The organism is Pontibacter cellulosilyticus (assembly GCF_014306105.1).
In the GTDB taxonomy this organism is placed as follows: domain Bacteria; phylum Bacteroidota; class Bacteroidia; order Cytophagales; family Hymenobacteraceae; genus Pontibacter; species Pontibacter cellulosilyticus.
On the sequence record NZ_JACRVF010000001.1, the window covers coordinates 672691 to 698314 of the forward strand.

25 protein-coding genes are annotated in these 25624 nt (G+C 45.2%); 6 read left to right on the plus strand and 19 right to left on the minus strand.

All coding sequences use genetic code 11. The features are described 5' to 3' along the window. Positions 1-2: 2 nt before the first annotated feature. Entirely contained in the window at positions 3-1694 is a 1692-nt protein-coding gene (locus H8S84_RS02935) for an AsmA family protein (RefSeq protein ID WP_187065772.1), read from the minus strand. Between the two features lie 145 nt (positions 1695-1839). Here H8S84_RS02935 and H8S84_RS02940 point away from each other — a divergent pair, with 145 nt between their 5' ends. From H8S84_RS02940 to H8S84_RS02950, 3 genes are all read left to right on the plus strand, one after another. Further along, positions 1840-2406: a TetR/AcrR family transcriptional regulator gene (locus H8S84_RS02940; protein WP_187065773.1), complete on the plus strand. Its 567-nt coding sequence runs from the start codon at positions 1840-1842 to the stop codon at positions 2404-2406. A 3-nt stretch (positions 2407-2409) separates the two neighbouring features. Next, a complete protein-coding gene (locus tag H8S84_RS02945; RefSeq protein ID WP_230407025.1) occupies positions 2410-3291 on the plus strand; it encodes an alpha/beta fold hydrolase in 882 nt (293 codons plus the stop codon). A gap of 63 nt (positions 3292-3354) precedes the next feature. Then, positions 3355-3957 (plus strand): hypothetical protein, encoded by a 603-nt coding sequence (locus H8S84_RS02950; RefSeq protein WP_187065774.1) that lies wholly within the window; start codon positions 3355-3357, stop codon positions 3955-3957. 58 nt (positions 3958-4015) lie between these two features. Here H8S84_RS02950 and hisIE read toward each other — a convergent pair whose 3' ends face one another. From hisIE to hisH, 4 genes are all read right to left on the minus strand, one after another. Continuing rightward, on the minus strand, positions 4016-4624 hold the full coding sequence (gene hisIE / locus H8S84_RS02955) for a bifunctional phosphoribosyl-AMP cyclohydrolase/phosphoribosyl-ATP diphosphatase HisIE (protein WP_187065775.1): 609 nt from the start codon (positions 4622-4624) through the stop codon (positions 4016-4018). 72 nt (positions 4625-4696) lie between these two features. Then, positions 4697-5455, minus strand: coding sequence for an imidazole glycerol phosphate synthase subunit HisF (gene hisF / locus H8S84_RS02960; protein WP_187065776.1), 759 nt, complete (start codon positions 5453-5455; stop codon positions 4697-4699). Beyond that, positions 5449-6171 carry a 1-(5-phosphoribosyl)-5-[(5-phosphoribosylamino)methylideneamino]imidazole-4-carboxamide isomerase gene (gene hisA, locus H8S84_RS02965; RefSeq protein WP_187065777.1) on the minus strand — a complete coding sequence of 241 codons (723 nt, stop codon included), beginning with the start codon at positions 6169-6171 and terminating at the stop codon, positions 5449-5451. The genes hisF and hisA overlap by 7 nt, the downstream gene beginning before the upstream one ends. Then, the gene (gene hisH, locus H8S84_RS02970) at positions 6168-6749 is read right to left on the minus strand and encodes an imidazole glycerol phosphate synthase subunit HisH (RefSeq protein ID WP_187065778.1); all 582 of its coding nucleotides are present in this window, start codon (positions 6747-6749) and stop codon (positions 6168-6170) included. The genes hisA and hisH overlap by 4 nt, the downstream gene beginning before the upstream one ends. Before the next feature lie 344 nt (positions 6750-7093). Between hisH and H8S84_RS02975 the strand changes: the two genes are divergently transcribed. Then, positions 7094-9142, plus strand: coding sequence for a S9 family peptidase (locus H8S84_RS02975; RefSeq protein WP_187065779.1), 2049 nt, complete (start codon positions 7094-7096; stop codon positions 9140-9142). Positions 9143-9316: 174 nt separating this feature from the next. Here the strand turns inward: H8S84_RS02975 and H8S84_RS02980 are convergent, their stop codons facing one another. The 9 genes from H8S84_RS02980 to H8S84_RS03020 form a co-directional block, all read right to left on the minus strand. After that, a complete protein-coding gene (locus H8S84_RS02980; protein ID WP_187065780.1) occupies positions 9317-10327 on the minus strand; it encodes a bifunctional 3-deoxy-7-phosphoheptulonate synthase/chorismate mutase in 1011 nt (336 codons plus the stop codon). A 1-nt stretch (position 10328) separates the two neighbouring features. Continuing rightward, positions 10329-11105 (minus strand): tryptophan synthase subunit alpha, encoded by a 777-nt coding sequence (trpA, locus tag H8S84_RS02985; RefSeq protein ID WP_187065781.1) that lies wholly within the window; start codon positions 11103-11105, stop codon positions 10329-10331. Beyond that, positions 11095-12285, minus strand: coding sequence for a tryptophan synthase subunit beta (trpB, locus tag H8S84_RS02990; RefSeq protein WP_187065782.1), 1191 nt, complete (start codon positions 12283-12285; stop codon positions 11095-11097). The genes trpA and trpB overlap by 11 nt, the downstream gene beginning before the upstream one ends. A gap of 132 nt (positions 12286-12417) precedes the next feature. Further along, positions 12418-13044, minus strand: a complete 627-nt coding sequence (locus H8S84_RS02995) for a phosphoribosylanthranilate isomerase (protein WP_187065783.1) — start codon at positions 13042-13044, stop codon at positions 12418-12420. A gap of 16 nt (positions 13045-13060) precedes the next feature. Next, positions 13061-13879, minus strand: a complete 819-nt coding sequence (gene trpC / locus H8S84_RS03000; RefSeq protein ID WP_187065784.1) for an indole-3-glycerol phosphate synthase TrpC — start codon at positions 13877-13879, stop codon at positions 13061-13063. A gap of 36 nt (positions 13880-13915) precedes the next feature. Continuing rightward, positions 13916-14923 (minus strand): anthranilate phosphoribosyltransferase, encoded by a 1008-nt coding sequence (trpD, locus tag H8S84_RS03005; RefSeq protein WP_187065785.1) that lies wholly within the window; start codon positions 14921-14923, stop codon positions 13916-13918. A 3-nt stretch (positions 14924-14926) separates the two neighbouring features. Beyond that, positions 14927-15490 (minus strand): anthranilate synthase component II, encoded by a 564-nt coding sequence (locus H8S84_RS03010; RefSeq protein ID WP_187065786.1) that lies wholly within the window; start codon positions 15488-15490, stop codon positions 14927-14929. Between the two features lies 1 nt (position 15491). Further along, complete coding sequence (locus H8S84_RS03015; protein ID WP_187065787.1) at positions 15492-16904, minus strand: anthranilate synthase component I family protein; 1413 nt, start codon at positions 16902-16904, stop codon at positions 15492-15494. Positions 16905-17159: 255 nt separating this feature from the next. Next, positions 17160-18671: a M20 family peptidase gene (locus tag H8S84_RS03020; RefSeq protein WP_187065788.1), complete on the minus strand. Its 1512-nt coding sequence runs from the start codon at positions 18669-18671 to the stop codon at positions 17160-17162. 295 nt (positions 18672-18966) lie between these two features. On the opposite strand from H8S84_RS03020, the gene H8S84_RS03025 reads away from it, so the two are divergent. Then, complete coding sequence (locus tag H8S84_RS03025; RefSeq protein WP_222621557.1) at positions 18967-19368, plus strand: hypothetical protein; 402 nt, start codon at positions 18967-18969, stop codon at positions 19366-19368. Between the two features lie 74 nt (positions 19369-19442). On the opposite strand, the gene hisB is transcribed toward H8S84_RS03025, so the two are convergent. The 5 genes from hisB to H8S84_RS20285 all read right to left on the minus strand — a co-directional run bounded on the left by hisB (position 19443) and on the right by H8S84_RS20285 (position 25445). Continuing rightward, entirely contained in the window at positions 19443-20546 is a 1104-nt protein-coding gene (hisB, locus tag H8S84_RS03030) for a bifunctional histidinol-phosphatase/imidazoleglycerol-phosphate dehydratase HisB (RefSeq protein ID WP_187065790.1), read from the minus strand. A gap of 70 nt (positions 20547-20616) precedes the next feature. After that, positions 20617-21678, minus strand: coding sequence for a histidinol-phosphate transaminase (hisC, locus tag H8S84_RS03035; protein WP_187065791.1), 1062 nt, complete (start codon positions 21676-21678; stop codon positions 20617-20619). Continuing rightward, complete coding sequence (gene hisD / locus H8S84_RS03040; protein ID WP_187065792.1) at positions 21671-22963, minus strand: histidinol dehydrogenase; 1293 nt, start codon at positions 22961-22963, stop codon at positions 21671-21673. The genes hisC and hisD overlap by 8 nt, the downstream gene beginning before the upstream one ends. Continuing rightward, a complete protein-coding gene (gene hisG, locus H8S84_RS03045; protein WP_187065793.1) occupies positions 22960-23811 on the minus strand; it encodes an ATP phosphoribosyltransferase in 852 nt (283 codons plus the stop codon). The genes hisD and hisG overlap by 4 nt, the downstream gene beginning before the upstream one ends. 362 nt (positions 23812-24173) lie before the next feature. Then, positions 24174-25445, minus strand: coding sequence for a T9SS type A sorting domain-containing protein (locus H8S84_RS20285; RefSeq protein WP_394367992.1), 1272 nt, complete (start codon positions 25443-25445; stop codon positions 24174-24176). On the opposite strand from H8S84_RS20285, the gene H8S84_RS20055 reads away from it, so the two are divergent. Further along, on the plus strand, positions 25345-25563 hold the full coding sequence (locus H8S84_RS20055) for a hypothetical protein (protein ID WP_187065795.1): 219 nt from the start codon (positions 25345-25347) through the stop codon (positions 25561-25563). The genes H8S84_RS20285 and H8S84_RS20055 overlap by 101 nt on opposite strands. Positions 25564-25624: the final 61 nt, after the last annotated feature.

Consider the following 25624-nt stretch of genomic DNA (forward strand, 5'->3'; position numbering starts at 1 on the left):
TGCTAGTTAAACTGTTTCTCTGCCATCTTCTCCAGCCCCATACTTGCCAGTAAACCGCTGGCAAGGCAGTCTTTCCAGTAGCTAATAAATGACTTGTTTCGGTCGCGTTTGACTTTAATCTGAGCTATACGTGCTTTATCCCCTTTGCTGTCGGGGTTACTGTCTTCGATCAGGAACCAGTCCGCTGCTTTAGAGAGTATTTTTTTGCCCAGACTCTGATCTCTGCCTGAAGCAGCACCAGTAGAAAGGATCTCAACTTCCAGGTTTGTATAAAGCGCCTTCATAGTGCCTGTTGCCCTTTGCCTGTTTAGTGTTGCACTAAAATTTATTTGCTGCACAAAGCCTTTGTCAATTTTAATAAAGCTGGTTGGCACCAGTATGGGGTTTAATACCTGAGGTCTGCCTCCTTGTATATTGCCTTTTAAGGTATGGTAGCCACTCTTGTCTAAAAGTGGAAGGCGTACAGTGGCCTGTGTTTTTACTTTACCCATCATCAGCGCACTTGCCTTTATCACAGCAGGGTTTTTACGGGAAATTTGCTTTGGCATATTTGTCAGATTTGTAATAGTGCAATTCAGGTTAGTGAAGTAAATATGACCTGTTTCGGAAGCTTTCTCAGCAAGCTCTTCATACCTCACATAACCCTCTGTTACTTTCATGCTGCTGATCATAAAACCTGGTTTTATACTTTGCACCAGGTCGTGTGGCAGTGGCTGATTCTTACTATCCTTAAAATGCTTTTTGTCTTTATAGCCATTTAGGCTTGGCTTGCTAATAAGCACCTGGCTGGCTATAAAATTATTCGTCCTAGAATGTGCATCATAATCTAGTCCGGATATAGTTACCTGCGGTACTTTCACTTTCAGGTGTGCTGTTGCATCGCCTGTTGCCTTAGCTAATGCTGTTGGCCCCACAGTTGGCCTATAGTAAATGTTGCTGACCGTAAAAAGCTTTTTATCTACGTTTATCAAAACTGAATCTGTGGTAAGCTTGTACAGGTTGTTGGGTAGGTTGTAAAGTGCTGCCTTTGCCTTCAGCACTATGTTATTGCTATAGTATGCCCGCTTCGGGTCTTGTAAAGATGTGCTGTCGAGCCTGAAATCATCTACCGTCAGGTTGAAGCTCTTTAAGGCGAACATATCTGTGTTACGTTGGTTATAGTTCCGGTACCTTAAGTTTGCATCGTTAACATCAATTTTGCCAATGTGCATGTTCCTAAGCAAACCATTTACTGTTTTGTGCATTGGCTGGTGCTGCCCTGTAGTATCCTTCGCCATGGCTGTTATCAATAATTCTGGGTTTTGCACCAGCATACTATCCAGGTCCACATTGTTCTGGAAAAGTATTTTAAAGAAGCTTAGCCTGTTTAATGAAATAGCTTTAGACCGCAACTCTACTAAGGTACGCGACACATCTTTCCCCTGGCTTTTGAGTTCTTTCCAGCGATCATAGTCTGGTGTTAGGGCTAAACTATCCACAGACAAAGTACCTACAAACGGAGAGGTTTCCATACCAAACAGCTCCAGTTGGTAAACCCCATCGGTATTGTTGTTCACTGTTTTCTCCAGTTTCTGTTGCAGCCAATTTGTAAATACATACTGGCCTATAAATAAGAACAACGCTACGCCTAGTATCACTGACCCAACAACTAGCCACTTCTTTGCTTTGTCCTTCTGTTTCGTTTGTCTTATCACGCAGTGCGGTTTAATTTCTATTCTGTCCTCATACGTTGATTTTGTACACGCGAGTTAAAGGAGATAGTACTATAGCCGAATTAACATTCCAATTTTGATTTCAGATGGATTCAACTAATTTTATGAACGAACGTTCAATCAATATATGGCAAGTATAGCAGAGAAACGTGAACAGAGCCGGCAGTTGCTGATAGAAACAGGACTAAAGCTTTTCTCCCAAAAAGGGTTTGAAGCTACTTCTATTCGGGCAATTGCTAAAGAAGCAGGTATCTCACTTGGCCTGATGTACAATTATTTTCCGGGTAAAACAGATCTGCTACGAGCAATCTTTCAGGAAGGCCAATCAGATATAGAAGCAACCTTTGAGCAGGTACAGGAAAGTATGGTGGGCTTGCCGGGTATAGAGCGCCACATCCGTAACATAGTAAGCCTGCTAAAGGAAAAACGAGAGTTCTGGCGATTGCTCCACAGCTTGCGCATGCAAAGCGAAATAGTAACTGAGATGATGGGCAGTATTGAACAGCAAGTGGCTTACATACAGCAAATGATTGGAAATAACCTTAAGGAAGTGGGATATCAAAATCCGGCAGAAGAGGCTTTATTACTGTTTGCCACCTTAGATGGTATGGCTAGCCACTACCTTTTAGATCCGTCCTACCCTATTGATGATGTTGCAAGTTATCTTATTCAGAAATATAAAAAAGCACAATAAACTATGACTAACCCAGTGGCTAAAATGATAAACTCACCAAAGTGGCTTGACCGTATCCTGTACCCTTTTGCCCATCATACGTTGCAACTGCCGGATGGGCAAATGCACTATGTAGATGAAGGTGAAGGTGAGCCAATCGTTATTGTGCATGGCACCCCTACCTGGTCTTTTTTGTGGCGTCAGCAGCTAAAACCCCTGAGCAGAACGCACCGCTGCATTGCCCCTGATCATCTGGGCTTTGGCTTATCTGATAAACCCGCTGATTTCGCTTATACCCCCGAGGCACATGCAGATAACCTGGAACGGCTGATAGAGCACCTGCAGCTGAAAAACATAACGCTGGTAGTGCACGACTTTGGTGGCCCGATTGGCTTACGCTATGCCTTAAAGCATCCGGAGAATGTAAAGCGCCTGGTTATACTTAACACCTGGATGTGGAGCCTGGAAGAAGAGCAGCAAATGATGAAGGTTAGTAAGTTCCTGAGTGGTGGTATCGGTAAGTTTCTGTACTTGAGGTTGGGTTTCTCGCCAAGACTGCTGCTGCCAAAAGGTTACCATCAGCGCAAGTACCTTACCAAAGACGTGCACCAGCATTATCTAAAACCATTGTCGTCTGCAAAGAGCCGTTTGGGAACATGGGAGTTTGCAAAGGCGCTACATCAGTCCAACCCCTATTTTGACGAGCTATGGCAACAACGCGAAAAAATAAGAAACATCCCTAAGCTTATACTTTGGGGTGAGAAGGACTCTTTGCTTCCGATAAATTTTTTAAACAGATGGCAGGAAACATACCCTGAAGCTAAAGTATTGAAAATGAATGCAGGTCATTTCTTACAGGAAGAGAAAGGTAGTGAAGTGACAGATGCGATTAAACAATTTATATAAGGTATACTTAATATTGGCACGGTAATGGCTAATGCTTTTCAACTAAATAAACCAATTAAAACTATGAAAAAGCTATTACCACTATCGTTCCTGTTTTTACTAACACTTCTGTTTACCGCCTGCGACTCTGATTCAGATAGAGAAGCGGAGGAAGTTGCGCCTGCTGCAGTAGCTACCATGCGTTCAGTTATAGCTTACGCTTACAACGAACCTCAATCAGCTGAATTCTCCGAATACAGCGGCATGAGTGTTATAAGCCATGCCAGCCTTGACACGGAGAGACTTGTTGCAAGCTTTATCATACCTAGTCATATTGGCCGTGATGCTATTGCTTTCAGCATCAACAAACCACAAGTTGCAGCTGGTTATGTAGGCACGTATGCACTTAAGTCTTTACCAGATCCGGCTACTGGTGCTGTTGATGTTCGGTACTCTTATCGTAAAGACGGTAACACTTACTCTGTTTACCTAAGCAGCTCTAGCACAATGGAAGGCCACTTTACCATTACAGCCTATGATGCTAAGCACAAACTCATCAGTGGCAACTATGAAATGAAAATGAGACGGGCGTTTGATCCTAAGGCCAGTGAAGTGAGTCTGGAAAATACTCGCAGATGCGACATCACCATTCAGGGAACATTCACTAATGTGAAGATTACACAGTAATACCGCAGTAAAGAAAAAGCCCGCAAGTAAGCTATACTTGCGGGCTTTTTCTTTACTGCTATTTCTTGTGTCGCTCTTCTAAAACAGCCACTACATCTTTTAACTCCAAACCAGTCGCAGCCAGCAGCACCAGCAGGTGGTACAGCAGATCGGCAGCTTCGCCTTTCATGGTATCCAGTTTGCCTGCCACAGCATCAATTACTGTCTCTACAGCCTCCTCTCCTACTTTCTGGGCAATTTTGTTCACACCTTTCTCAAACAGGAAGTTGGTATAAGATCCCTCTGCCGGAGTAGCTTTACGCTGCTGTATCACTTCTTCCAGTTGCGCAATGAATTGAATAGCTTTGATGCGTTTTGAAGTCTCTTCTTCACCAAAGCAGCTGGTGTTACCTGTGTGACAGGTTGGGCCCTTTGGTTGTACTTTTATCAGAAGCGAGTCGTTATCGCAGTCTTCAGCTATACTTACCACCTGCAGGGTATTGCCTGAGGTTTCGCCTTTGGTCCAAAGGCGGTTTTTAGAACGGGAGAAAAATGTTACCAGTCCCTCCTGTTGCGTCTTTTCCAGCGCCTCCTGGTTCATATAGCCCAGCATCAGCACCTGGCCGGTTGCATTATCCTGTATTACAGCTGGCACCAAACCACCTGCTTTCTCAAAGTCTAAAGTCATGTTATGGTTATAAGTTATGAGGCAAGTCTACTGAGGTTCTTTCGCTCAATCACTTCCTCTACTCATTCAAAATTATATCCTTACCGCTATTCCCTGTTGCTTCAGGTACTGCTTAAGCTCCGCTACACCCAATTCTCTGAAGTGAAAAAGGCTGGCAGCCAAGGCAGCATCGGCATTGGCTTGTAAAAAGGCATTAGCAAAGTGCTCCATACTTCCGGCACCACCAGAGGCAATCACCGGCACAGTTACAGCATTGGCAACCTTACCTGTAATATCCAGCGCAAAGCCTGCTTTGGTACCGTCGTTATTCATACTTGTAAGCAGAATTTCACCAGCCCCTAAGTCAACTACCTGCTTTGCCCAGTCCACTGTCTGATGTTCTGTCTCGACGGTACCGGCACGTGTGTATACTTTCCAACCTGTGGCTTCGGTATACTTGGTGTCAATAGCTACAGTAACGCATTGGCTGCCGAAATGCCTAGCCAGTTCTTCTACCAGTTGCGGAGTTTTAATGGCTGATGAGTTAATAGAAACCTTATCAGCTCCGTTCTGTAGCAGCACCTCTACATCGGCCACAGAGCCAATGCCACCACCTACAGTAAAAGGAATATCAATGTGGCGGGCAATGTCTCGTACCAACTGGGCAAAGGTTTTGCGGCCTTCGTTGGTAGCAGTAATATCCAGGAATACCAACTCGTCGGCTCCCTGCTCGGCATACCACTTCGCTAGCTCCACCGGATCTCCGGCATCCCTGATGTTTTCAAATTGCACCCCTTTCACAGTGCGACCGTCCTTAATATCAAGGCAAGGTATAATGCGTTTGGTTAGCATATAAATCTTTCTAAGTCTTTTAAACTGATGGTACCTTCATAAATGGCTTTACCGATAATAGCACCTTTTACTCCAATCTCCTGTAATTGCTCCAGGTCTTCTACTGTTGTTACACCTCCGCTGGCAATAATTCCGGCCTCGGGCAAAGTCAGCTTCAGGTGGCGATATGTGTTCGTGGATGGCCCCTGTAGTTTTCCGTCTTTGCTTACATCGGTGCAGATAAACAAGGTTGCTCCTGTTTTCACATAACCCGAAATAAAATCCTGCAGCGGATATTTGCTTTCTTCGGTCCAGGCGCTGATGGCGATATTGGTGCCTTTAAAATCTGCGCCAATAATGATCTTTTCTGAGCCATACTTTAGCAACCAGCTTTTTACAGTCTCTGGTTCACGAACGGCTATACTTCCGGCTGTTATCTGTGCCGCACCGGCATCAAACGCCTGCTTCACGGCTTCTTCTGATTGAATGCCTCCGCCAAAGTCGATGGTCAGATTGGTATTGGAGGCTATACTTTCTAGCACCGCTAGGTTTACCGGCTTCTTGGCTCTGGCACCGTCCAGGTCTACCAGGTGCAGGCGCTTGATGCCGTGACTTTCGAAGCGTTTGGCTACTTCCAGTGGGTTGCTGTCGTAGGTGGTTTGCTGAGCAAAGTCGCCCTCGGTTAGGCGCACGCACTGGCCGCCGATTATGTCTATGGCAGGGATAATTTCCATCATAAGGCTAAGAAATTTTTAAGTATCTGTGAACCGGCTGCCCCGCTTTTTTCGGGGTGAAACTGCGCGGCGTAGAAATTTTTATACTGTAGGGCTGCCGAAAAAGGCTCAGGATATGAGGTTTGCGCAATAGTGTAATCACTTAGCGGCACATAGTAGCTGTGCACATAGTATACAAAGTCCTTTTCTGGCACTCCGTTAAATAGCGGAGAATTCAACTGCTCCAACTGGTTCCAACCCATGTGAGGCACCTTCAGCTCTGTTTCGAAATGCTTAACAGTAAGTGGAATGATATTTAGCAGTTCCGTATCGCCTTCTTCAGAGTGCTGGCAAAGCAACTGCATGCCAAGGCAAACACCAAAGAAAGGCTGCTCCAGTGTTGGCAGCAGCTTATCCAGATTGCGTGCCTTCAATTGCGCCATAGCCGAGGCGGCCTGTCCCACACCCGGAAAAATAACCTTATCGGCGGCTTTAATGGTCTCAAAGTCGGAGCTCAAGGTAGCCTGTACGCCCAGTCGCTCCAGCGCAAACTGCACCGACTGTACATTTCCGGCTTTGTAATCAACTATAACTAAGTTCATATTATAGAATTATGAATTACTAATTATGAATGAGTATTAAAGTATAAATTCTGCTCTTCCTGTTTCATAGAAATTATGGCTCAGACAGTAACAAAAAAAGCCTGACTCTGTTCGGAGTCAGGCTTTTGAATATGGTATAGTTTATACTAGTAGCAAATCCATAGGCAGGCGGCTCCGAAACTGATGCTTCGTGCATGATGGTGATGCATATGAGCTAATGTGCCTTTCATTGTTACAAAGGTAATGCATCTAAAGTATAAATCAACAAAATATTAGCTCTTTCTTCGATTGAATACAGTGAAAGATCATTTTTTGTATGACCGCAATTCTCTTATTTTTGATGCATGAAAAAGATATTTATACTGGCTGGTGTGTTTGCTGTAAGTATGGCGCAGGCACAACAGCGCATGACACCTGAACTGCTCTGGAAACTGGGCCGTGTGTCAGCCGAGACTGTGACACCAGATGGTAAGTCGGTGATCTATGGCGTTAGCTACATAAACATGGATGAAAATAGCAGTGAGCGCAACCTCTATGCTATCCCAGTAAACGGCGGCCAGGCTACACAGCTTACTTCCACCAAAGGCGGTGAAAGTGTGGTGCATATCGATAAAGCTACAGGCAACATGGTGTACCTGCACAAAGGCCAGTTGTGGCAATTAACAGGTGGCAAAGGCGAACCAAAACAACTAACCAATGTAGATGGCGGCTTAAGCAATGTACGCTTCTCTCCGGACGGGAAACACCTGCTGTTTTCCCGCGAGGTGCACATCAAAGACATCCACAGCAAGGATAAATATCCTGACCTGAAGAAAGCTAATGCCTACATTTTTAATGATCTGAATTACCGCCACTGGGACACTTGGGAAGACGGTAAGTTTCAGCATGTGTTTTTTGCCCCTTACGAAAATGGCAAAGTAGGCACTGCTGTCGATATTATGAAAGGTGAGCCGCACGACACACCTCAAATGCCTTTCGGTGGTAAGGAAGACATTATCTGGACGCCGGATAGCAAGGCCATACTTTATGTGAGTAAGAAAAAGTTTGGCAAAGACTACGCTGTTAGCACCAACACCGACATCTACCGCTACGACATAGCCAGCGGCAAAACCATCAACCTGACTGAGGGCAACAATGGTTACGACACGCATCCGGAATATAATACCGATGGTTCTAAACTGGCCTGGCTGGCGATGGATGAAGACGGCAACGAAGCAGATCAGAATGAGTTGACAATTCTGGACACCAAATCAGGTAAAAAGTTTAACCTGACAAAAGACTGGGACGAAACAATAAACTCCTTTACATGGAGCAACGACGGCAGCAAGATCTGGTTTGTAGCGCCTACCAAAGGTACTATTCAGCTGTTTGAGATAGCACTGCCTAAGGATTTAGGCAAGTTTTCTGCAAAAAGTATAAAGCAGGTTACCAAAGGTCAGTTTGATGTAAACGGTATCGTGGGACAATCAGGGAATAACCTGTTAGTGTCGCGCACCGATATGAACCATGCACCTGAGCTTTACCGCCTCGACACCAAATCCGGTAAGCTGACGCAACTGACTTCTGTTAACGATGAAGTATACAGCAAGCTGGCACTTAGCAAGGTAGAGCCGCGTGTTACTAAAGCCACCGACGGCAAAGACCTTTTCTCGTGGGTAGTTTATCCGCCAGATTTCGACCCGAACAAAAAATACCCGACGCTGCTTTACTGCCAGGGAGGTCCGCAATCGGCGCTAACGCAGTCGTACTCTTACCGCTGGAACATGCAGTTGATGGCTGCAAATGGCTACATTGTAGTAGCTCCGAACAGACGCGGTATGCCAGGCCATGGCGATGCATGGAACCGCCAGATCAGCGGTGACTGGGGTGGACAGGTGATCAAAGACTATTTAGCTGCGATTGACGATGTTTCCAAAGAGCCTTATGTAGACAAGGACAGACTTGGTGCAGTTGGTGCCAGCTACGGTGGTTACTCGGTGTTTATGCTGGCAGGAGTGCACGATGGTCGCTTTAAATCCTTTATCGCACACGATGGACTGTTTGACATGCGCAGCTGGTATGGCACTACAGAAGAATTGTTCTTTGCTAACAATGAGTTGAAAGGTCCTTACTGGGAAACAAAATCCCCTACAAGCTATAAGGAGCACAACCCAATTGAGCATGCTAATAAGTGGGATACTCCTATACTGATCGTTCAGGGCGGACTGGATTTCCGTGTTGGCATTGAGCAGGGCTTGCAGGCATTCCAGTTGGCGCAACTGAAAGGAATTAAGAGCCGCCTGTTATACTTGCCAGACGAAAACCATTGGGTGCTCCAGCCACAAAACGCAATTGTGTGGCAGCGTGAGTTCTTCAACTGGTTAGACGAGACGCTGAAGAAAGAAGTAAACTAAAGTATAAAAGCCCGATGCAGTTTTGCACCGGGCTTTTTTTGTATCCTCGAGATCTCGCGGCGTCCGAAGGCCCCGCGAGCGTCTAATGCTTGCTTTAAAGTAGTAGATTTGCCATACATTCGCAGGAACTGCACACGCTGCGAGGTCTAATTATTGAACAACGAATAACGAAAGTTAAAAACTCTCCCTCAGTTCATATGCCTGTCGCATACGCTTGATCATGCGCTCCGACTCCCAGAAGTTAACCGTCTGCTGTGCATCTGAAAATGCTTTTTCCGGTGTCTGGTGCGTTTCATAGATCACGCCATCTGCACCAGCCATTACCGCTGCCAATGACATCTGCTCTACATAATCGCGTAAGCCTATACCATGCGATGGGTCTACAATTACCGGAAGGTGGGTTTTCTCTTTAAGTACAGGCACCGCGTTCAGGTCGAGCACATTGCGGTAAGCACCCTCATACGAACGGATACCGCGCTCACATAGCATGATCTTTTCGTTGCCGTGAGAGAAAATGTACTCAGCAGCCTGCAGTAACTCCTCCAATGTACCCGAGATTCCCCGCTTCAGTAGCACCGGCTTCTGCGCCTCGCCCAGCGAATCGAGTAGGTTGAAGTTCTGGCTATTACGGGCTCCCACTTGGAAAACATCTACATAATCGATCATCTCCTCAATCTGCGACACCTGCATCACCTCCGTAATTACCTTGATGTTATTTTCGCGGCAGATACGGTGGAACATTTTAAGGCCATCCATGCCCATACCTCTGAAGGCATACGGCGAACTACGAGGCTTGAAAACGCCGCCGCGCATAATGCGTACGTTGTTTTCCTTCAGGTGCGCCACCACGCTCTCTATTTGTGCTTCGCTTTCGATAGAGCACGGGCCAGCCATGATACTAATGCTGCCTTCGCCTACCACCACACCATCTCCTAAGTCAATACGGGTTGGCTCCACGCGCCACTTACGAGAGATCAGTTTATACTCTTCTGATACCCTATGAATATCTGCCACACCTGGTAGCTGTCCGATGTGGCGTATATCAAAATCTTTTTTACCAATAGCCACTAGGTAGTGCGCCTCCTGCGTTATCACCTCGTTGGCTTTGTAGCCGATCTCCGCCACCTGTTTTAGTATATTCTCCTTCAGGTCTGCCGGAATGCCTTGTTGCAGTTGTATGATCATGTTAGTTTTTGATGCTTTGGATGAATGATGAGATGTTTTGCTCCAGGCTTCCCTCTTGTTGCAGCGCCTTTACAAAAGCACTACCTATGATAGCCCCACTGGCATGGTTACAGGCGGCACTGAACGTATATTTGTCGTGGATGCCGAAACCAATAACTCCCGGATTTTGTAGTTGCATGGCTGCCACACGCTGGAAGTATGCCTGGCTTTGTTCTGCCAAACCCACCGTTTTACCAGTAGTTGAGGCTGACGATACCAAATAAATAAAGCCGTTAGTGTTGCTGTCAATTTCCCGGATGCGCGCCTCCGGTGTTTGCGGCGTTATCAGGAATACTTTGCTTAGGTTATACTTCTCGAACAGCTCCTTATACTCTTCCACATACTCACGCAGTGGCAAGTCAGGAAGTATTATACCATCTATGCCCACCTCAGCGGCTTTCTGGCAAAAACGCTCCACGCCAAACTGCATTACCGGGTTCAAGTAGCCCATCAGCACCAATGGGATTTGTGTTTTTTGGCGGATGTCTTTTAGTTGCTCAAACAGCTTAGAAATAGTCATGCCGTTAAGCAGAGCTACAGTGCTGCTGGCCTGTATGGTAGGTCCATCGGCCAACGGATCAGAGAATGGCATACCTACCTCAATTAAGTCTACGCCATTCTTCTCCAACTCCAGAATGATTGTTTCTGTATCATCCAGGTTCGGGAAACCAGCCGTAAAGTATACCGACAGCAGCCCTTTCTGCTTCTGTGCAAAAAGGCTCTTGATTCTATTGTTCATCGAAATGGAAATGCTTTAGATAAGTAGATAGGTCTTTGTCGCCGCGGCCAGAGAGGTTAATGATAACGATCTCATTCGGCTTTGCCTGCAGCTTCTCCAGCACCGCCAGGGCATGCGCTGTTTCCAATGCCGGAATAATGCCTTCCAGCCTTGTAAGTTCAAGCACGGCCTTTAGCGCTTCATCATCGGTGGCACTCATAAAACGGGCACGCTTGCTCACGAACAGGTGCGCATGCAACGGACCAACACCCGGGTAATCCAGTCCAGCCGAGATAGAGTATGGCTCCGTTACCTGACCGTCCTCCGTCTGCATCAACAACGTGCGGCTGCCATGGATGATGCCATCTTTGCCAAGTATGGATGTTGCTGCCGACTCACCGGAATCAATGCCTTTACCGGCTGCCTCTACCGCCACCAGTTGAACTTCCGGCTCGTCGAGGTAATGGTAAAAAGCACCAGCCGCGTTACTACCACCGCCTACACAGGCTATTACATAGTTTGGTAATTCAGTACCTTCTTTCTCTAGCAGCTGCGCACGCATTTCTTCAGAAATAACCGCCTGAAAACGAGCTACCATGTCCGGATATGGGTGTGGACCAACTACTGAACCAATGATATAGTAAGTATCCTCAGGATTGTTAATCCAGTCACGGATGGCTTCGTTAGTCGCATCCTTTAAAGTTTTACTTCCGCTAGTGGCTGGCACTACCGTTGCCCCTAGCATTTTCATGCGGGCCACGTTCGGTGCCTGCCGTTCAATGTCCACCTCACCCATGTACACGATGCACTCCAGCCCCATCAGGGCGCAAACTGTAGCCGTAGCCACACCGTGCTGACCAGCACCTGTTTCTGCGATGATGCGTTTTTTACCCAGGCGCTTTGCAAGCAGTACCTGCCCGATGGTGTTGTTGATCTTATGTGCACCTGTATGGTTCAAGTCCTCGCGCTTCAGGTATATTTTGGTGTTATACTTTTCAGAGAGGCGCGGCGCAAAGTACAGAGGTGTAGGTCGTCCTACATAATCCTTTAGCAGATGCTGCAGCTCGTCCTGGAAATCAGGCTCCTGTATGATGCGAAGGTAATTCTGGCGCAGCTCCTCCACATTGGGGTACAGCATTTCAGGAACATAAGCTCCTCCAAACTTACCGTAAAATCCTTTTTCGTTAACGTGATAGCTCATAATATTTAATTATGAATTAGAAATTATAAATTAGAAATGATCTGCTGAAAAAGCCCTTGGAACTAAGCATATATTCTATAAGCTTCTGCATTACTAATCATTCTAAACCTATTAACTCCTAATTATTAATTTCTAATTTTTAATTTTTAATTGCTCAAAGAGCAGCCTCAGTTCATCCACCTTCTTTAGCCCCGGCTCCATTTCAAAGCCGCTGTTTACATCGATGGCATAAGGCTGTGGCCGTACTTTGTCCAGTTGTTTACTATTCTCTGAATTGATGCCACCGCTTAGGAAGTATGGCTTTGGCGAGAGATAACCCTTTAGTAATTCCCAGTCAAAGGGAAAGCCGTTGCCTCCATATTCCTGGCCTCTTGTATCAAAAAGGAAATAGTCGGCACATGACTCATATAGTAGCGTATTTTCAAACACAAACCTGTCATCCACCGAAAACACCTTAATTACTTCAACACCAAGTTCCTTCATTTCAGCGCATTGGCGCGGCGTCTCACGGCCATGGAGCTGTACCGCATCCAGTTTATACTTCTTGATTATTGCTTTAATACTTTCCGTCGAGGCATTTACAAATACACCTGTTTTCTTTATACTTTTCGGGAGCTCGGCCAACAATTGGGGAGTAATAGAGTTTTCGGCGTAACGCTTAGAGCCTTTGTAAAAAATGAAGCCCATGTAGTCAGGCATTAACTCTGCCACATGCCGGATGTTCTCCGGATTCCGCATGCCACAAACCTTTATTTTCATAATTAAACAGTAAGCGTTAAACCAGCTGTCCTTCTTTTTTCTCCAGCAGTTGCTTGAATTCTTTGATAAAATTAGCTGCTGCACGTTCCGGACGGCTGTTATACATAAAACTTTCCCCAATCAGGAAGCCATTGAAACCAGCCTCTCGCAAATCTAGCAATGTTTGAGGATTGCTGATGCCACTTTCTGATATCTTGGTAATGCCAGCAGGAATGTACTTAGCCATTTCAAACGATGCATTTATATCAGTAACAAAGTCTTTTAGGTTGCGATTGTTTACGCCTACCACATTTACGTCATCACTTAGTGTGGCATCAAGTTCTTCTTTATCGCGCACCTCCAGTAGAACCTCCAATCCAAATGAGCGGGCAAAAGCAGCCAGCTCCTTTAAACGCACAGGTTCCAAAGCGGCAGCAATCAGAAGTATGGCATCGGCACCGATAGATTTGGCTTCCACGATCTGGTACTCATCCACTGTAAAGTCCTTGCGCAGAATTGGGCAGTAGTTGTACTTTCTGGCAGTTGACAGGTCTTCGTTTTTGCCACCAAAGTATGGCCCATCGGTTAAAATAGATAAAGCGGAAGCACCTGCCTGCATGTAACCTATAGAAGTGCGTTCTACTGACACATAGGGATTAATGTCACCGCGTGATGGTGATTTGCGTTTGATCTCTGCAATAATGCCGCTTTTATCCGGGCGCAGCAGGTAACGCTCCAGCGAAATACAAGGTGTTTCGAAGTATAAACTCTTCTCCAACAGCTTTACCGGGTATAACTCTTTACGCTCAGCTACTTCCTTATATTTTGTGGCGATGATTTGGTCTAGGATATTCATATCGTAATGTTTTGTAATTTGAGTATTTAGAGACCACTAAGCCTCTACCAGTTTCTGATCGTTTATAAGCTTGTTAAACAAAGTATAGGCTTTACCTGAAATCAGTGTTTCTTTGGCTATACTTACAGCCTCTTTCAGTTCCAATTCCGGACGTGCGCATTGTATTGCCATGGCTGCGTTAGCTGAAACAACAGCTGTTTGCGCCTCACTGCCTTCTCCCTTCAGCACCTGTAAAAAGATCTCTGCTGCGGAGGCTATGGTACCGCCTCCCTTTATCTGCTCTTCTTGCAACTGCGGCAGGCCCAGCGCCTGTGCGTCCAAAAGCACTTCCTGTCTGTCAGAAATCACTTTAAACGGACTCGTAAGTGAAATTTCGTCGTATCCATCCAGTGTATGAAGTATGGTATAGCGGGTGTCGGTTTGCTGATAGAGATAGCCGTACATACGCGCCAGTTCCAGGCTGAACACCCCCACCAGCTGGCGTTTCGGGAAGGCGGGGTTGACCATCGGGCCAAGCATGTTGAAGAAGGTCTTTACGCCAAGCTCTCTTCTGATAGGCCCTACACTCTTCATTGCCGGGTGGAAAAGCGGCGCATGCAGAAAGCAGATGTTATACTTTTCGATGCTGCGTTCCAGTGCATCTGTATCGGTAGTAAATTTTATACCCAGCGCCTCCAATACGTTAGATGAGCCGCAGGAAGAGGAAACGCCGTAATTGCCATGCTTAGCAACTGCCACACCATTAGCCGCTACTACAAAAGAAGATAGCGTAGAGATGTTAAATGTATCCTTTCCGTCGCCACCAGTACCGCATAAATCCATCGGGTTGTAAGCGTCCAAGTCCACGCGGTGACACAGTTCCAGCAGTGCATCCCGAAACCCCTCAAGTTCCTCCACGGTAATGCTGCGCATCATGTACACTGTCAGGAAACTGGAGATCTGGCTTTGGTTATACTTGCCGGCCGCAATGTTCACCAGCACTTCCCGCGCCTGTTCCTTCGTCAGTGTTTTATGTTCGAATAAGTGATTTAGTATCTCTTTCATGTTTTAAGCTTCTAACCAGTTCTTGATCATTTCCTTGCCATGCTCCGTTAGCACCGACTCCGGATGGAACTGCACACCTCGGACTTTATACTCTTTGTGGCGCATGGCCATGATATTGCCTTGTTCATCTACTGCTGTTGGTATCAGGCAATCCGGCAGTTCCTGCTCTACCAGCCAGGAGTGGTAACGGCCAGTAGCGAACTTCTCTGGCAGATCTTTAAAGAGTGGTTCATCCTCACTTATCACCTGCACCGGCGTTGCAATACCATGCCATACTTCGTTGCTGTTAAATAACTTACCACCGTATACTTCGCCTATCGCCTGATGCCCCAGGCACACGCCAAACATATCTTTTGTAGGGCCATAGGTACGGATGATCTCTTTTAACAAGCCTGCCTCATCCGGAATGCCGGGCCCGGGAGAAAGCATGATCTTATCATATTGCCCAACCTCTTCCAGCGTAGTTTTGTCGTTGCGGCGTACGGTTACATTTGCCCCCAGCTCCTGCAGCAGGTGCACCAGGTTATAAGTAAATGAGTCGTAGTTATCGATTACCAGAACGTTCATATTAATTGATCTCCTGTGCTAGTTGTAAAGCGCGGCGCAGCGCCATTAATTTATTGTCCACCTCCTGTAGTTCGCTCTCCGGGTTAGAAGCAGCCACAATGCCGGCACCCGCCTGGAAGTATAATTTATAGTCCTTGCTCAGGAATGAGCGGATCATGATGGCGCTGTTGAAGTTGCCGTTGAAGTCGAGGAAGCCGATGCAGCCGCCATAGAAAGCGCGGTTAGTAGTTTCATACTTATCTATCAATTGCATGGCCTTGTGCTTGGGAGCACCCGATAAGGTACCAGCCGGAAAAGTGCTGGCAACCATCTTCAGCGCATCTTCCTGATTGTGCAGTGTACCCGATACTTTGGACACCAGGTGAATCACATGTGAGTAGAACTGAATCTCACGGAATGTCTCCACTTGTACGCTATGGCCATTTCGGCTCAGATCGTTGCGGGCCAAGTCTACCAACATCACGTGCTCGGCATTCTCTTTGGGGTCGGCAAGCAGTTTCTCGGCAAGTGCTGCGTCAGCCGCATCATCACCTGTTCTTCTGAAAGTACCTGCAATCGGGAAAATGCTTGCCTTCTGATCTTTGATAACCAGTTGTGCCTCCGGGGAAGAACCGAAGATCTTGAAGCTGCCGTAATCGAAGTAGAACAAGTATGGCGATGGGTTGATAGAACGCAGGGCACGGTACACATTAAACTCATCGCCCTGGAATCCCTGTGCAAAACGGCGCGACAGCACCAGTTGGAACACATCGCCACGGTAGCAATGCTGCTTTGCCTTCTCAATGTTCTTCAGGAAGTCCTCAGTCGTAATATTATGCTCCTCCTTCCCGGATGTTTTAAAAGTATAGCTTGGGATGTTGCGGCTATTTAGCAGGGCCTCTAGTTGCGCAATACCATCGTCATCTCCTTGGTTGTAATTATGCGCAAAGATGTAAGCCTCGTTGGTAAAATGGTTAATGGCGATGATGTGGCGGTACACGGCATAGTATAGATCCGGAATATCGGCACGGCCTTCGCGAAGCGTTAGGTCAATGTCTTCATAGTAACGCACCGCATCATAGCTCATGTAACCGAAAAGGCCGTTATGTATAAAGCTGAACTGCTTCTTCTCCTCCACTTCAAAGCTCCTCGAAAACTGGCTCAGCAATGCTGGCACATCTGTTTCCTTGGTAACATCCGTAGTACGCACGCTGCCGTCTGGGTAAACCTCAGTCAGCACTTCGTTCTCTGCTTTTATACTAGCCATCGGGTTGCAGCAGATATACGAGAAGCTGTTCTCCGCCCCGTGATAATCGGAGCTTTCCAGCAAAATGCTGTTCGGAAACTTGTCGCGCAGCTTCAGATACACACTAACCGGAGTAAGCGTATCGGCTAGAAGGCGTTTGTAGGTGGTGGTAATTTTATACTTGCTCATTGTGCAAATTGGTCTAAAACAAAAAGGCCTGCTGTTCTTAGTGAACAGCAGGCCTTTGATACCTTTGGGTTAATGCTATTTGTATTACTTCACATTTAGCATAGAACGGCTGTTCACGATACTTTTAGTAACGTGCCACCACCATGCCATATGAAGATTCTTAATCATTTCTTTTTCTAAAGTTGAGACAATATTAAATGTCTTATTGCAAAAGTAATGGCTAATCTGGTAAGTGCAAACTTTTTCAGGAATTATTTACTCGCCATTAACCCCAAAAGGCAAAGCGGCAGCTTCATTTTTCTTCACAAACTTTTGCGCTGCATTTATGCCACAAGTTGTTTGAATCAGGTTTTCGTAAAACTGAATGCACTTTCTTAAAACATCAACAGATATTCGTTCATTTACATTGTGTACCAGCTTGGCAGACTCGCGGTTAACCACCTGCGGAGCAAAACGGAAGATATTTGGAGTAAGGTTAGTGTAGTGTTTAGAGTCTGTTGCTCCCGGAAATAGAGCCGGTACAACCAGCGCATCCGGAAAGGTTTTATTGATTGTACTATTTAAAGCGGCATATAACCATGTATCTGTAGGAGTAACAGGTGAAGGCGGTGTATACTTTCCAAAAACCTCTACTTGCACCCTATCATCAGCAATAGACTTTTTTACATGCTTTATTACAGAGTTGATATCTTCCCCATTTAAAATCCTGATATTGATGATGGCTGTTGCTATTCTTGGGAGTACATTATACTTATCGCCTGCCTCTAGTATGGTAGGTGCCATTTTGGTCCTGATCAGCGCATTCGTAGCCTGATCTTGAGCGAGCATCTTAAGTATTCTGTTTTCAAAAAGACCATAATGGCGCACAGCAAATTTATACTTGCCTCCCATTCTACTGGCCAAAACGTTTACAGTCTCTCTTGTTGTAGGGATCATGCGAGGTTTAAACGGTTTATCATGCAACCTCACAAGAGCGCGACTCAGCAATGCAATCGGGGTTTCGAGTGGTGGCATAGAAGAGTGCCCACCCTCACCGGTTACTGTTAGCTTTAAATTTAAGTTTCCCTTTGCGGCTGTTCCTACTAATGCCAATTGCTCTTCTACTCCCGGTATTATATCCTCAGCAACTGCTAAACCTTCATCAAACACAGCTTCCAACGCAACACCTCTACTCTCCAGTAAAGCACTGATTTGACCAGCACCTTCGTAGCCCCCTACCTCTTCATCATGGCCGAAAGCAAAGTATATCGTCCGCTCTGGCTGATAATTTTGCTGTAGAAGCCGCTCCGCCGCCTCAAGTATGGCTATTACCCTATACTTGTCATCCATGGTGCCTCGCCCCCAAATGTAGCCATCTGCTATTTCGCCCTTAAAAGGATCATGACGCCAATCGTTCTCCGAAGCAGACTCAATGGGAACAACATCTAAGTGTGCACTAATTAGTACTGGTTTTAGAGAAGAATTAGTGCCGGTCCAGGTATATAAAAGGCTGTAATTATTAACTGCCTCTCTTGTTAAGTATTGGTGCACCAAAGGAAAAGCAGTAGCTAAATAGTTATGCAGCCCTAAAAAATTTTCAGCGTTATTGTGTATATCAGTAACAGAGGAGATAGTTTCGTACTGAATGCATCCGGCTAGTTTGTCTACGACAAGGTGAGCAGCATTTGAGTGAACATTAACCAGAAGGTGTTGCGCAATTCCCTTTTTAAAATTCGTAACAGTCGTGATAAGAAAAAAAAGTAGTAAAATTCTGAGTGATTTATTCATAAAAAAACTATTAAATCCGACTGCACTATTCGGGGAACCAACGCCAGTTTGCAGATTAGAAATTACTGTTAAAACATATACAATAAGTATATATTCGTACGTTTAATCTGAGCATGCAGTTAACTTACATAATTGAAATATAATAATGTTGCCTTGAGCCGCTGCCTATAAAACCAGTGCAATTTTCATCTTAATAGATTTGATAAACTTCAAAAAAAGGTTGCTTTTAGAAGCAATTGGTTTGTAGTTTTGCCACCCATTCGCATCAAAAATTAGTGTTGTGTTAAAGAAATTGATGAGAAACGAGCTTTTGTACCGTGACGACCATTTAGCCATAGAATATAATTCTGTTGGGGATTGGATCTATGTTAATTGGCGTGGGTACCAAAATTATGACAGTGTTGTAACTGGCTGCGAAAAAATGCTGGAAATTATGCAATCTCAGGCCTGCTACAAGATTCTGAATGACAATACACAGGTAGAAGGCCAGTGGTCTAGTGCAGCAAAGTGGGGAAGTGATATATGGTTGCCTGCTATGCGACAAGCCGGTTTACAGTGGTTTGCTTGGGTTTACTCTCAAAGCATTTTAAGCCGATTATCTACTGACAAAATGGTAAAGCATGCTAAAAACCCGGATTATATCGCTGTATTTGATGATATTGACCTGGCTATGGACTGGCTACGATCGAAAGTATAAAGTAATAATTTATTAAAACATAAAAGGGAGCTACTTATTGGCTCCCTTTTATGTTTTGCTAGTTGTGCAACAACTTAAAGAATTCCTTTTGTACTTGGTATGGTAGTGTCTTCCAGGTTGCGCTCAACGGCCATTCTGATTGCACGTGCAAACCCCTTAAATATAGCTTCTATTTTGTGATGCTCGTTGTCGCCTTCTACTTTGATGTTTAAGTTAGCTTTGGCTGTATCAGAGAATGACTTAAAAAAGTGAAAAAACATCTCAGTAGGCATGTCTCCCACCTTCTCACGCTTGAACTCCGCATTCCACACAGCCCATGGGCGGCCGCTGAAGTCGATTGCCACCTGAGCCAGCACCTCATCCATGGGCAGCAAAAAGAAACCATAGCGGCTTATTCCTCGCTTATCCCCTAAAGCCTGTAAAAATGCTTCTCCCAAAGCCAGTCCGGTATCTTCTATGGTGTGGTGCTCGTCGATATGCAGGTCGCCTTTTACTTTTATAGTTAAATCTATTCTGGCGTGCTTTGCCACCTGCTCCAGCATGTGGTCAAAAAAGCCCAGACCAGTATGAATGTCCATTTTACCGGTACCGTCCAGGTCTAAATCAACATGTATATCAGTTTCTGAAGTGGCGCGGCGTACACTGGCGCGACGGGTTGGCTTCTGCTGTTTCAGAAAAGTATAGATATCGTCCCAGTTTTCTGTTGTAAGTACGGCACCTTCCGCATTGTTGCTTCCGATAAAGATTGCCTGCGCACCTAAGTTCTGCGCCAGCTTCACATCCGTCTGACGGTCACCGATCACAAAGCTATTGGCAAGGTCGTACTCCCCGGCCAGGTAACGCTTCATCATACCGATTCCCGGCTTTCTTGACTCCAGTCCCTCATGTTCAAAGCTGCGGTCAATTAGAATATCATCAAACTTGATTCCTTCTGTTTCTAAAATATCCAGCATCTTGTTCTGGTAGGGCCAGAAAGTATCCTCTGGATAGGAATCAGTTCCCAAGCCATCCTGGTTGGTTACCATCACAAACTCGTAGTCTAGCTCCTGGTAAATCTTGGCCAGGTTACTGATAGACTTTGGTAAGAAGGCGAATTTTTCAAATGAATCTACCTGGTAATCCGTTTTGGGCTCAACCAATATGGTACCATCACGATCTATAAATAATGCTTTTTTCATTTTCTGTTTTAAGAAAGAATTTAGTGATGTTGGGCAAAAGACTCTGAATTTATACTTTGAAATTTATGGTTTAACCATTGTCTTTAGACCCAAATTCTTCAATGGCTTTTAACAATTCCTGGTTCTCTTCTAGCGTACCAACCGAAATGCGTAAACAGCCTTCGCAGCCTTTCAAACTGGATCTGTTTCTAACTACTATACCTTTATTCAGCAAATAGTTATACAGCTTGTTCGCATCCTTTACTTTAACAAGTATAAAGTTAGCCTCTGAAGGATAAACAAACTCCACAGTACTTAACTGTGGCAGTGCCTGCACCAACAATTCGCGCTCCTGCACAATCTCTTCTACCATATCCTTTAGCACTTCCGTTTTATCTAAAGCCTGTAGTACCAGCTCTTGCGTGGCCTCATTTATATTGTAAGGTGGCTTAATTTTGTCCAATATAGCGATCAACGCTTCAGAGCCAAATGCCATCCCTAACCTTAAGCCAGCCATACCCCACGCTTTAGAGAAAGTCTGCAACACCACCAGGTTTGGGTACTCTTCTAATCGGGTAGTCCAGCTTGCGGCAGTGGCAAAATCAATGTAGGCTTCATCAATCACCACGATGCCTTCAAAGTTGTCCAGCAGTGTTTCTATACTTTCAGGATCAATGCTATTGCCCGTAGGGTTATTGGGAGAGCAAATGAAAAGTATTTTTGTTTCAGGTTTTATACTTTGCATTACCTCGCGCACCGGTATCTGGAAATCAGGAGTAAGCTGCACCGTATCAATGTGTACATCATTTAAGTTAGCCGATACCTCATACATGCCGTATGTTGGCGGCAGGCAAAGCAGTGCATCTACCCCGGGTGTACAGAAAGCGCGCAGCAACAAATCAATCGCCTCATCGCTACCATTTCCCAAGAAGATCTGGTTTGGATTTACACCTTTAATTTCGGCAATGGTCGCTTTAAGTTTGTTCTGGTGCGGGTCTGGATAGCGATTGTAGTTCTCACCAGCCAGACTGCCCAGGTTATTCTCATTTGCATCCAGAAATACATTAGCAGCACCTTTAAACTCGTCCCGAGCCGAGGCATAGGGCTTCATTTTAAGTACGTTAGGACGTATTATACTTTCGAGGTTAAACATTGTTGATCTCCTTTAATCTAATAGAAACTGCATTTTTGTGCGCCTGCAAACCCTCTGCTGCTGCCATTACCTCCACTGTTTTGCCTATATTGGTTAGGCCAACTGGAGTGATGTGCTGAAAGGTAATCTTTTTTAAGAAGCTATCCAGAGAAACGCCGCTGTAGGCACGGGCAAAGCCATTTGTAGGTAAAGTATGGTTAGTGCCGGAAGCGTAGTCGCCAGCAGACTCTGGCGTGAAGTTGCCCAGAAAAACAGAACCAGCATTTACTACACCTTCTGCTATACTTTCATAATCCTTTATGGCTAGTATAAGGTGCTCTGGAGCGTACATGTTAGAAAAAGCCAGCATCTGAGCAGTATCAGGAAGCACAATAGCCAAACTGTTTTCGAGTGCCTGCGCTGCAAAACCTGCTCTTGGCAACTCTGCAAGCTGCTTCTCCAGTTCTTTACCAACTGCATCTAATAATTGCTCCGAAGTAGTAAGTAGCACTACCTGCGAGTCGGCTCCATGCTCTGCCTGCGACAGCAGGTCGGCAGCAACAAAAGCAGGATTGGCAGCTTCATCTGCCATTACCAACACCTCCGACGGACCAGCAGGCATATCGATGGCCACTCCTAACCTGCTTACCATCTGCTTTGCTACAGTTACATACTGGTTACCTGGACCAAATATTTTACTTACTGCAAGTACGCTTTCTGTGCCAAACGCCATGGCTGCTACCGCCTGAGCGCCACCTGCTTTTACTATTCTATTGATACCTAACAGCCCAGCAGTATACAATATAGCCGGATGTATACTACCATCCTTTGCCGGTGGGGTGCATAAAATTATACTTTCGCAACCAGCCAGTTTAGCAGGTACTCCGAGCATGAGCAAGGTAGAAAACAACGGCGCTGTACCTCCCGGTATATATAAGCCTACTTTCTGGATAGCTACACTTTTTCGCCAGCATAAAACTCCAGGCATAGTTTCCACAGGCTGCATTTTTTCAGCCTGTTTCTCATGAAACGTGCGAATATTGTTGTATGCCTGAAGTATAGCTTCTCTAAGCTCTGCATCTACCTTGTCAGTAGCTGAGGTTAGTTCCTGCTCTGATACTAGAAGCTGAGATGGCCTTACGCCGTCATACTTCTCAGCGAGCTGCAGGAGTGCCTCATCACCCAACTCCTGCACTAGTTTAAATGTCTGCCTGATGCCCGGCTCTAGTTCCTCCAGATCCTTCACAGGCCTTTTGGCAAGCTCGTTCCACGTGCTGGTATCGGGGTTTACAATCTTCCGTATCATTTGATCATTTTTTCTATAGGTACTACTAAAATTCCCTCTGCGCCAGCATCTCTCAATTTCTCGATGATGTCCCAGAAGTCATCTTCATTTACCACAGAATGTAGCGAGCTCCATCCCTCCTCAGCCAATGGAAGTACAGTAGGTGATTTAATTCCAGGCAGTAATTTGATAATTGTATCTACTTTGTCATTTGGTGCATTTAGTAAGATATATTTTGCCCGCTGCGCACGCTGTACCGCATGTATCCTAAATAATAATTTATCAAGTATAGCACGTTTCTCATCTGATAGGCTCTGGTTTGAAATAAGTACAGCCTGAGATTTAAACACCCGCTCTACTTCTTTTAAACCGTTGCTGATGAGCGTACTGCCAGAACTAACAATATCACAAATAGCATCAGCCAAGCCTATACTTGGAGCAATCTCCACGGAGCCGCTTATAGTATGGATGTGTGCTTGCACGCCTCTTTCGTCAAGGAATGACTGCAACAGATTTGGATAAGACGTAGCTATGTTTTTGCCCTGCAGATCGGAGATGTCAGAATAATCATCTGATTTAGGCACAGCCAGCGACAAGCGGCATTTTGAAAAGCCTAATGGCTCCACTGCCAGTTGCTGCATGCCTTCCTCTACCAGCACGTTCTCGCCTACAATTCCAATATCTGCAACGCCATCAGCCACATAGCCTGGAATATCATCATCGCGCAGATACAAGATCTCGAGCGGGAAGTTTGTAGACTCTGTTTTTAATTTAAGGCTGCTGTTAATGAAAGAAATACCACATTCCTTTATCAGTTTTAGTGATTCTTCACTTAGTCTGCCTGACTTTTGAATGGCAATACGAAGCATATGTATATGTTTAGTTTGAAGTATATAAAAGTAAACTTGCTTTGCTAAACAGCAAAGTATAAATGGGTATAAAAACCCAGCGGGGGCCATATGTTGCTTTTATTCCTCTTACGAGGAATGATGGATGTGATGGAAATGCACAGTAGAGCCGGCAACAGCAGGTGCTGCATAGGTAGAAAGAATGATATGGCTCTTTGTGGTATTCATTAGATATTGCAAATGTAATAGCTTTTTCTTTCAAACTAAATTTTAAGCTAAAAGTTTTTACACATCCAAATTTTGCCTTTTTTTAAATGAGATGTGCCGGCCCTTTACAGGAACCGGCACATCTCATTTAAAAAAAGGCAATAAAACTATAGGATTTATTTCTTCAATATCAATTTTATACTTTGTGACCTGGAGCTAGTAACAAGTCTGGCAATGTAAATACCCTCTGCCATACTTCTACCGTCTACATCAAACTCATAAAGCTTGTTGGCCTCTGCCATGCCCATGCTCACTTTCTTAACTAGTGCACCTTTCACGTCATAAACCTCCAACGCAAAGCTTTCTTCTTTATCTAAAGAGAACGCAATAGTCGTTCTGTCGGAAAAAGAGTTTGGATAGTTGTATAAAGAGCTTTGTTGTTCAAGCGCAGGTTTGGCTTCGGTGATCAATTTACTCGAGGTTGAGCCGCCTTTAACTGGTGTAGGCTTATGTATTACTATTGAGCCACTAATTAACTCTGTAGAATTGTAAGCAACCGATTCCAAAGCAGCATTTTCTTCAGCGCCAACTAAATTATCATATACTAAAGCACCTGTAGTTTTATTAGTGATTTTGATCCTGTACCTGTCCTTTGAAGTACTTCCGTTGACTTGAGGATCATAAGCACTAACCATGAACTTATATTCTTCAGAAGTTATCTTTGCTCCAGTAACAGGATCTTTAATATAACCTGTTCCCCTATAAGTAGCTCTTGCATTATCTATAACAAGAGAGCCATCATCATGTGAAATACTCTTGAAGTAAAAAGCACCAGCTGAAAATTCAAAATCAGTATTACCTGTTACTTTGCCATTTTTATCAAACTTCGAAACTAATCCGAATTTAGCCTCACCTGCGGCATCAGGATTACTTATAAGTGCCCCAGGAGGCGAATCGATAGAGCCTCCTCCTGTTACAAAACCTCCCGAAGGATCATAAACAGAGATAAATATAGAAGCTGTTTGCGCACAGGCACCGGGATTAGTGTAACTTACTGTAAGCTTATATACTCTTGGATTAATGTCCCAGTTTATGGTAATAATATTGCCATTTAGGCTTGAATTAGCATAAGCAAACTCACCTGTTGCAGTACTATAAGTTATCGTATAACCAACAATTGTTCCAGCAGATATAGAATAGGTACTTGATGATAAAATAGTAGATGTACTTACAGGTGCTGTATTTGGACCAATAATGCCTGCGGTAATTGGATTATTAACTGTTACGGCCACCAGAGTTCTGGCGCTCTCGCAACCGCTGGATGTCTGGCTAACATAGTAGTTGCCTGTGGAGAGAGCATCCGTGGACCCTAGGGCTGTTCCGCCCGTGGAAACACTGTACCACTTCAGGTTAGAGCCTGCGGCTGAAAGGTCAGAGACCTTCGGCAAAGCAGCTGAGCAGAACGCCTGGCTGGCGTTTGCCACAGGAGCATCCGGTGTGGTGTTAACTGTTACGGCCACCAGAGTTCTGGCGCTCTCGCAACCGCTGGATGTCTGGCTAACATAGTAGTTGCCTGTGGAGAGAGCATCCGTGGACCCTAGGGCTGTTCCGCCCGTGGAAACACTGT

Bases quoted from the DNA above. Each gene is read 5' to 3' on its own strand.
- H8S84_RS02940 (WP_187065773.1), top strand. From the start codon at position 1,840: ATGGCAAGTATAGCAGAGAAACGTGAACAGAGCCGGCAGTTGCTGATA.
- H8S84_RS02945 (WP_230407025.1), top strand. From the start codon at position 2,410: ATGACTAACCCAGTGGCTAAAATGATAAACTCACCAAAGTGGCTTGAC.
- H8S84_RS02950 (WP_187065774.1), top strand. From the start codon at position 3,355: ATGAAAAAGCTATTACCACTATCGTTCCTGTTTTTACTAACACTTCTG.
- hisIE (WP_187065775.1), bottom strand. From the start codon at position 4,624: ATGACTTTAGACTTTGAGAAAGCAGGTGGTTTGGTGCCAGCTGTAATA.
- hisF (WP_187065776.1), bottom strand. From the start codon at position 5,455: ATGCTAACCAAACGCATTATACCTTGCCTTGATATTAAGGACGGTCGC.
- hisA (WP_187065777.1), bottom strand. From the start codon at position 6,171: ATGATGGAAATTATCCCTGCCATAGACATAATCGGCGGCCAGTGCGTG.
- hisH (WP_187065778.1), bottom strand. From the start codon at position 6,749: ATGAACTTAGTTATAGTTGATTACAAAGCCGGAAATGTACAGTCGGTG.
- H8S84_RS02975 (WP_187065779.1), top strand. From the start codon at position 7,094: ATGAAAAAGATATTTATACTGGCTGGTGTGTTTGCTGTAAGTATGGCG.
- H8S84_RS02980 (WP_187065780.1), bottom strand. From the start codon at position 10,327: ATGATCATACAACTGCAACAAGGCATTCCGGCAGACCTGAAGGAGAAT.
- trpA (WP_187065781.1), bottom strand. From the start codon at position 11,105: ATGAACAATAGAATCAAGAGCCTTTTTGCACAGAAGCAGAAAGGGCTG.
- trpB (WP_187065782.1), bottom strand. From the start codon at position 12,285: ATGAGCTATCACGTTAACGAAAAAGGATTTTACGGTAAGTTTGGAGGA.
- H8S84_RS02995 (WP_187065783.1), bottom strand. From the start codon at position 13,044: ATGAAAATAAAGGTTTGTGGCATGCGGAATCCGGAGAACATCCGGCAT.
- trpC (WP_187065784.1), bottom strand. From the start codon at position 13,879: ATGAATATCCTAGACCAAATCATCGCCACAAAATATAAGGAAGTAGCT.
- trpD (WP_187065785.1), bottom strand. From the start codon at position 14,923: ATGAAAGAGATACTAAATCACTTATTCGAACATAAAACACTGACGAAG.
- H8S84_RS03010 (WP_187065786.1), bottom strand. From the start codon at position 15,490: ATGAACGTTCTGGTAATCGATAACTACGACTCATTTACTTATAACCTG.
- H8S84_RS03015 (WP_187065787.1), bottom strand. From the start codon at position 16,904: ATGAGCAAGTATAAAATTACCACCACCTACAAACGCCTTCTAGCCGAT.
- H8S84_RS03020 (WP_187065788.1), bottom strand. From the start codon at position 18,671: ATGAATAAATCACTCAGAATTTTACTACTTTTTTTTCTTATCACGACT.
- H8S84_RS03025 (WP_222621557.1), top strand. From the start codon at position 18,967: ATGAGAAACGAGCTTTTGTACCGTGACGACCATTTAGCCATAGAATAT.
- hisB (WP_187065790.1), bottom strand. From the start codon at position 20,546: ATGAAAAAAGCATTATTTATAGATCGTGATGGTACCATATTGGTTGAG.
- hisC (WP_187065791.1), bottom strand. From the start codon at position 21,678: ATGTTTAACCTCGAAAGTATAATACGTCCTAACGTACTTAAAATGAAG.
- hisD (WP_187065792.1), bottom strand. From the start codon at position 22,963: ATGATACGGAAGATTGTAAACCCCGATACCAGCACGTGGAACGAGCTT.
- hisG (WP_187065793.1), bottom strand. From the start codon at position 23,811: ATGCTTCGTATTGCCATTCAAAAGTCAGGCAGACTAAGTGAAGAATCA.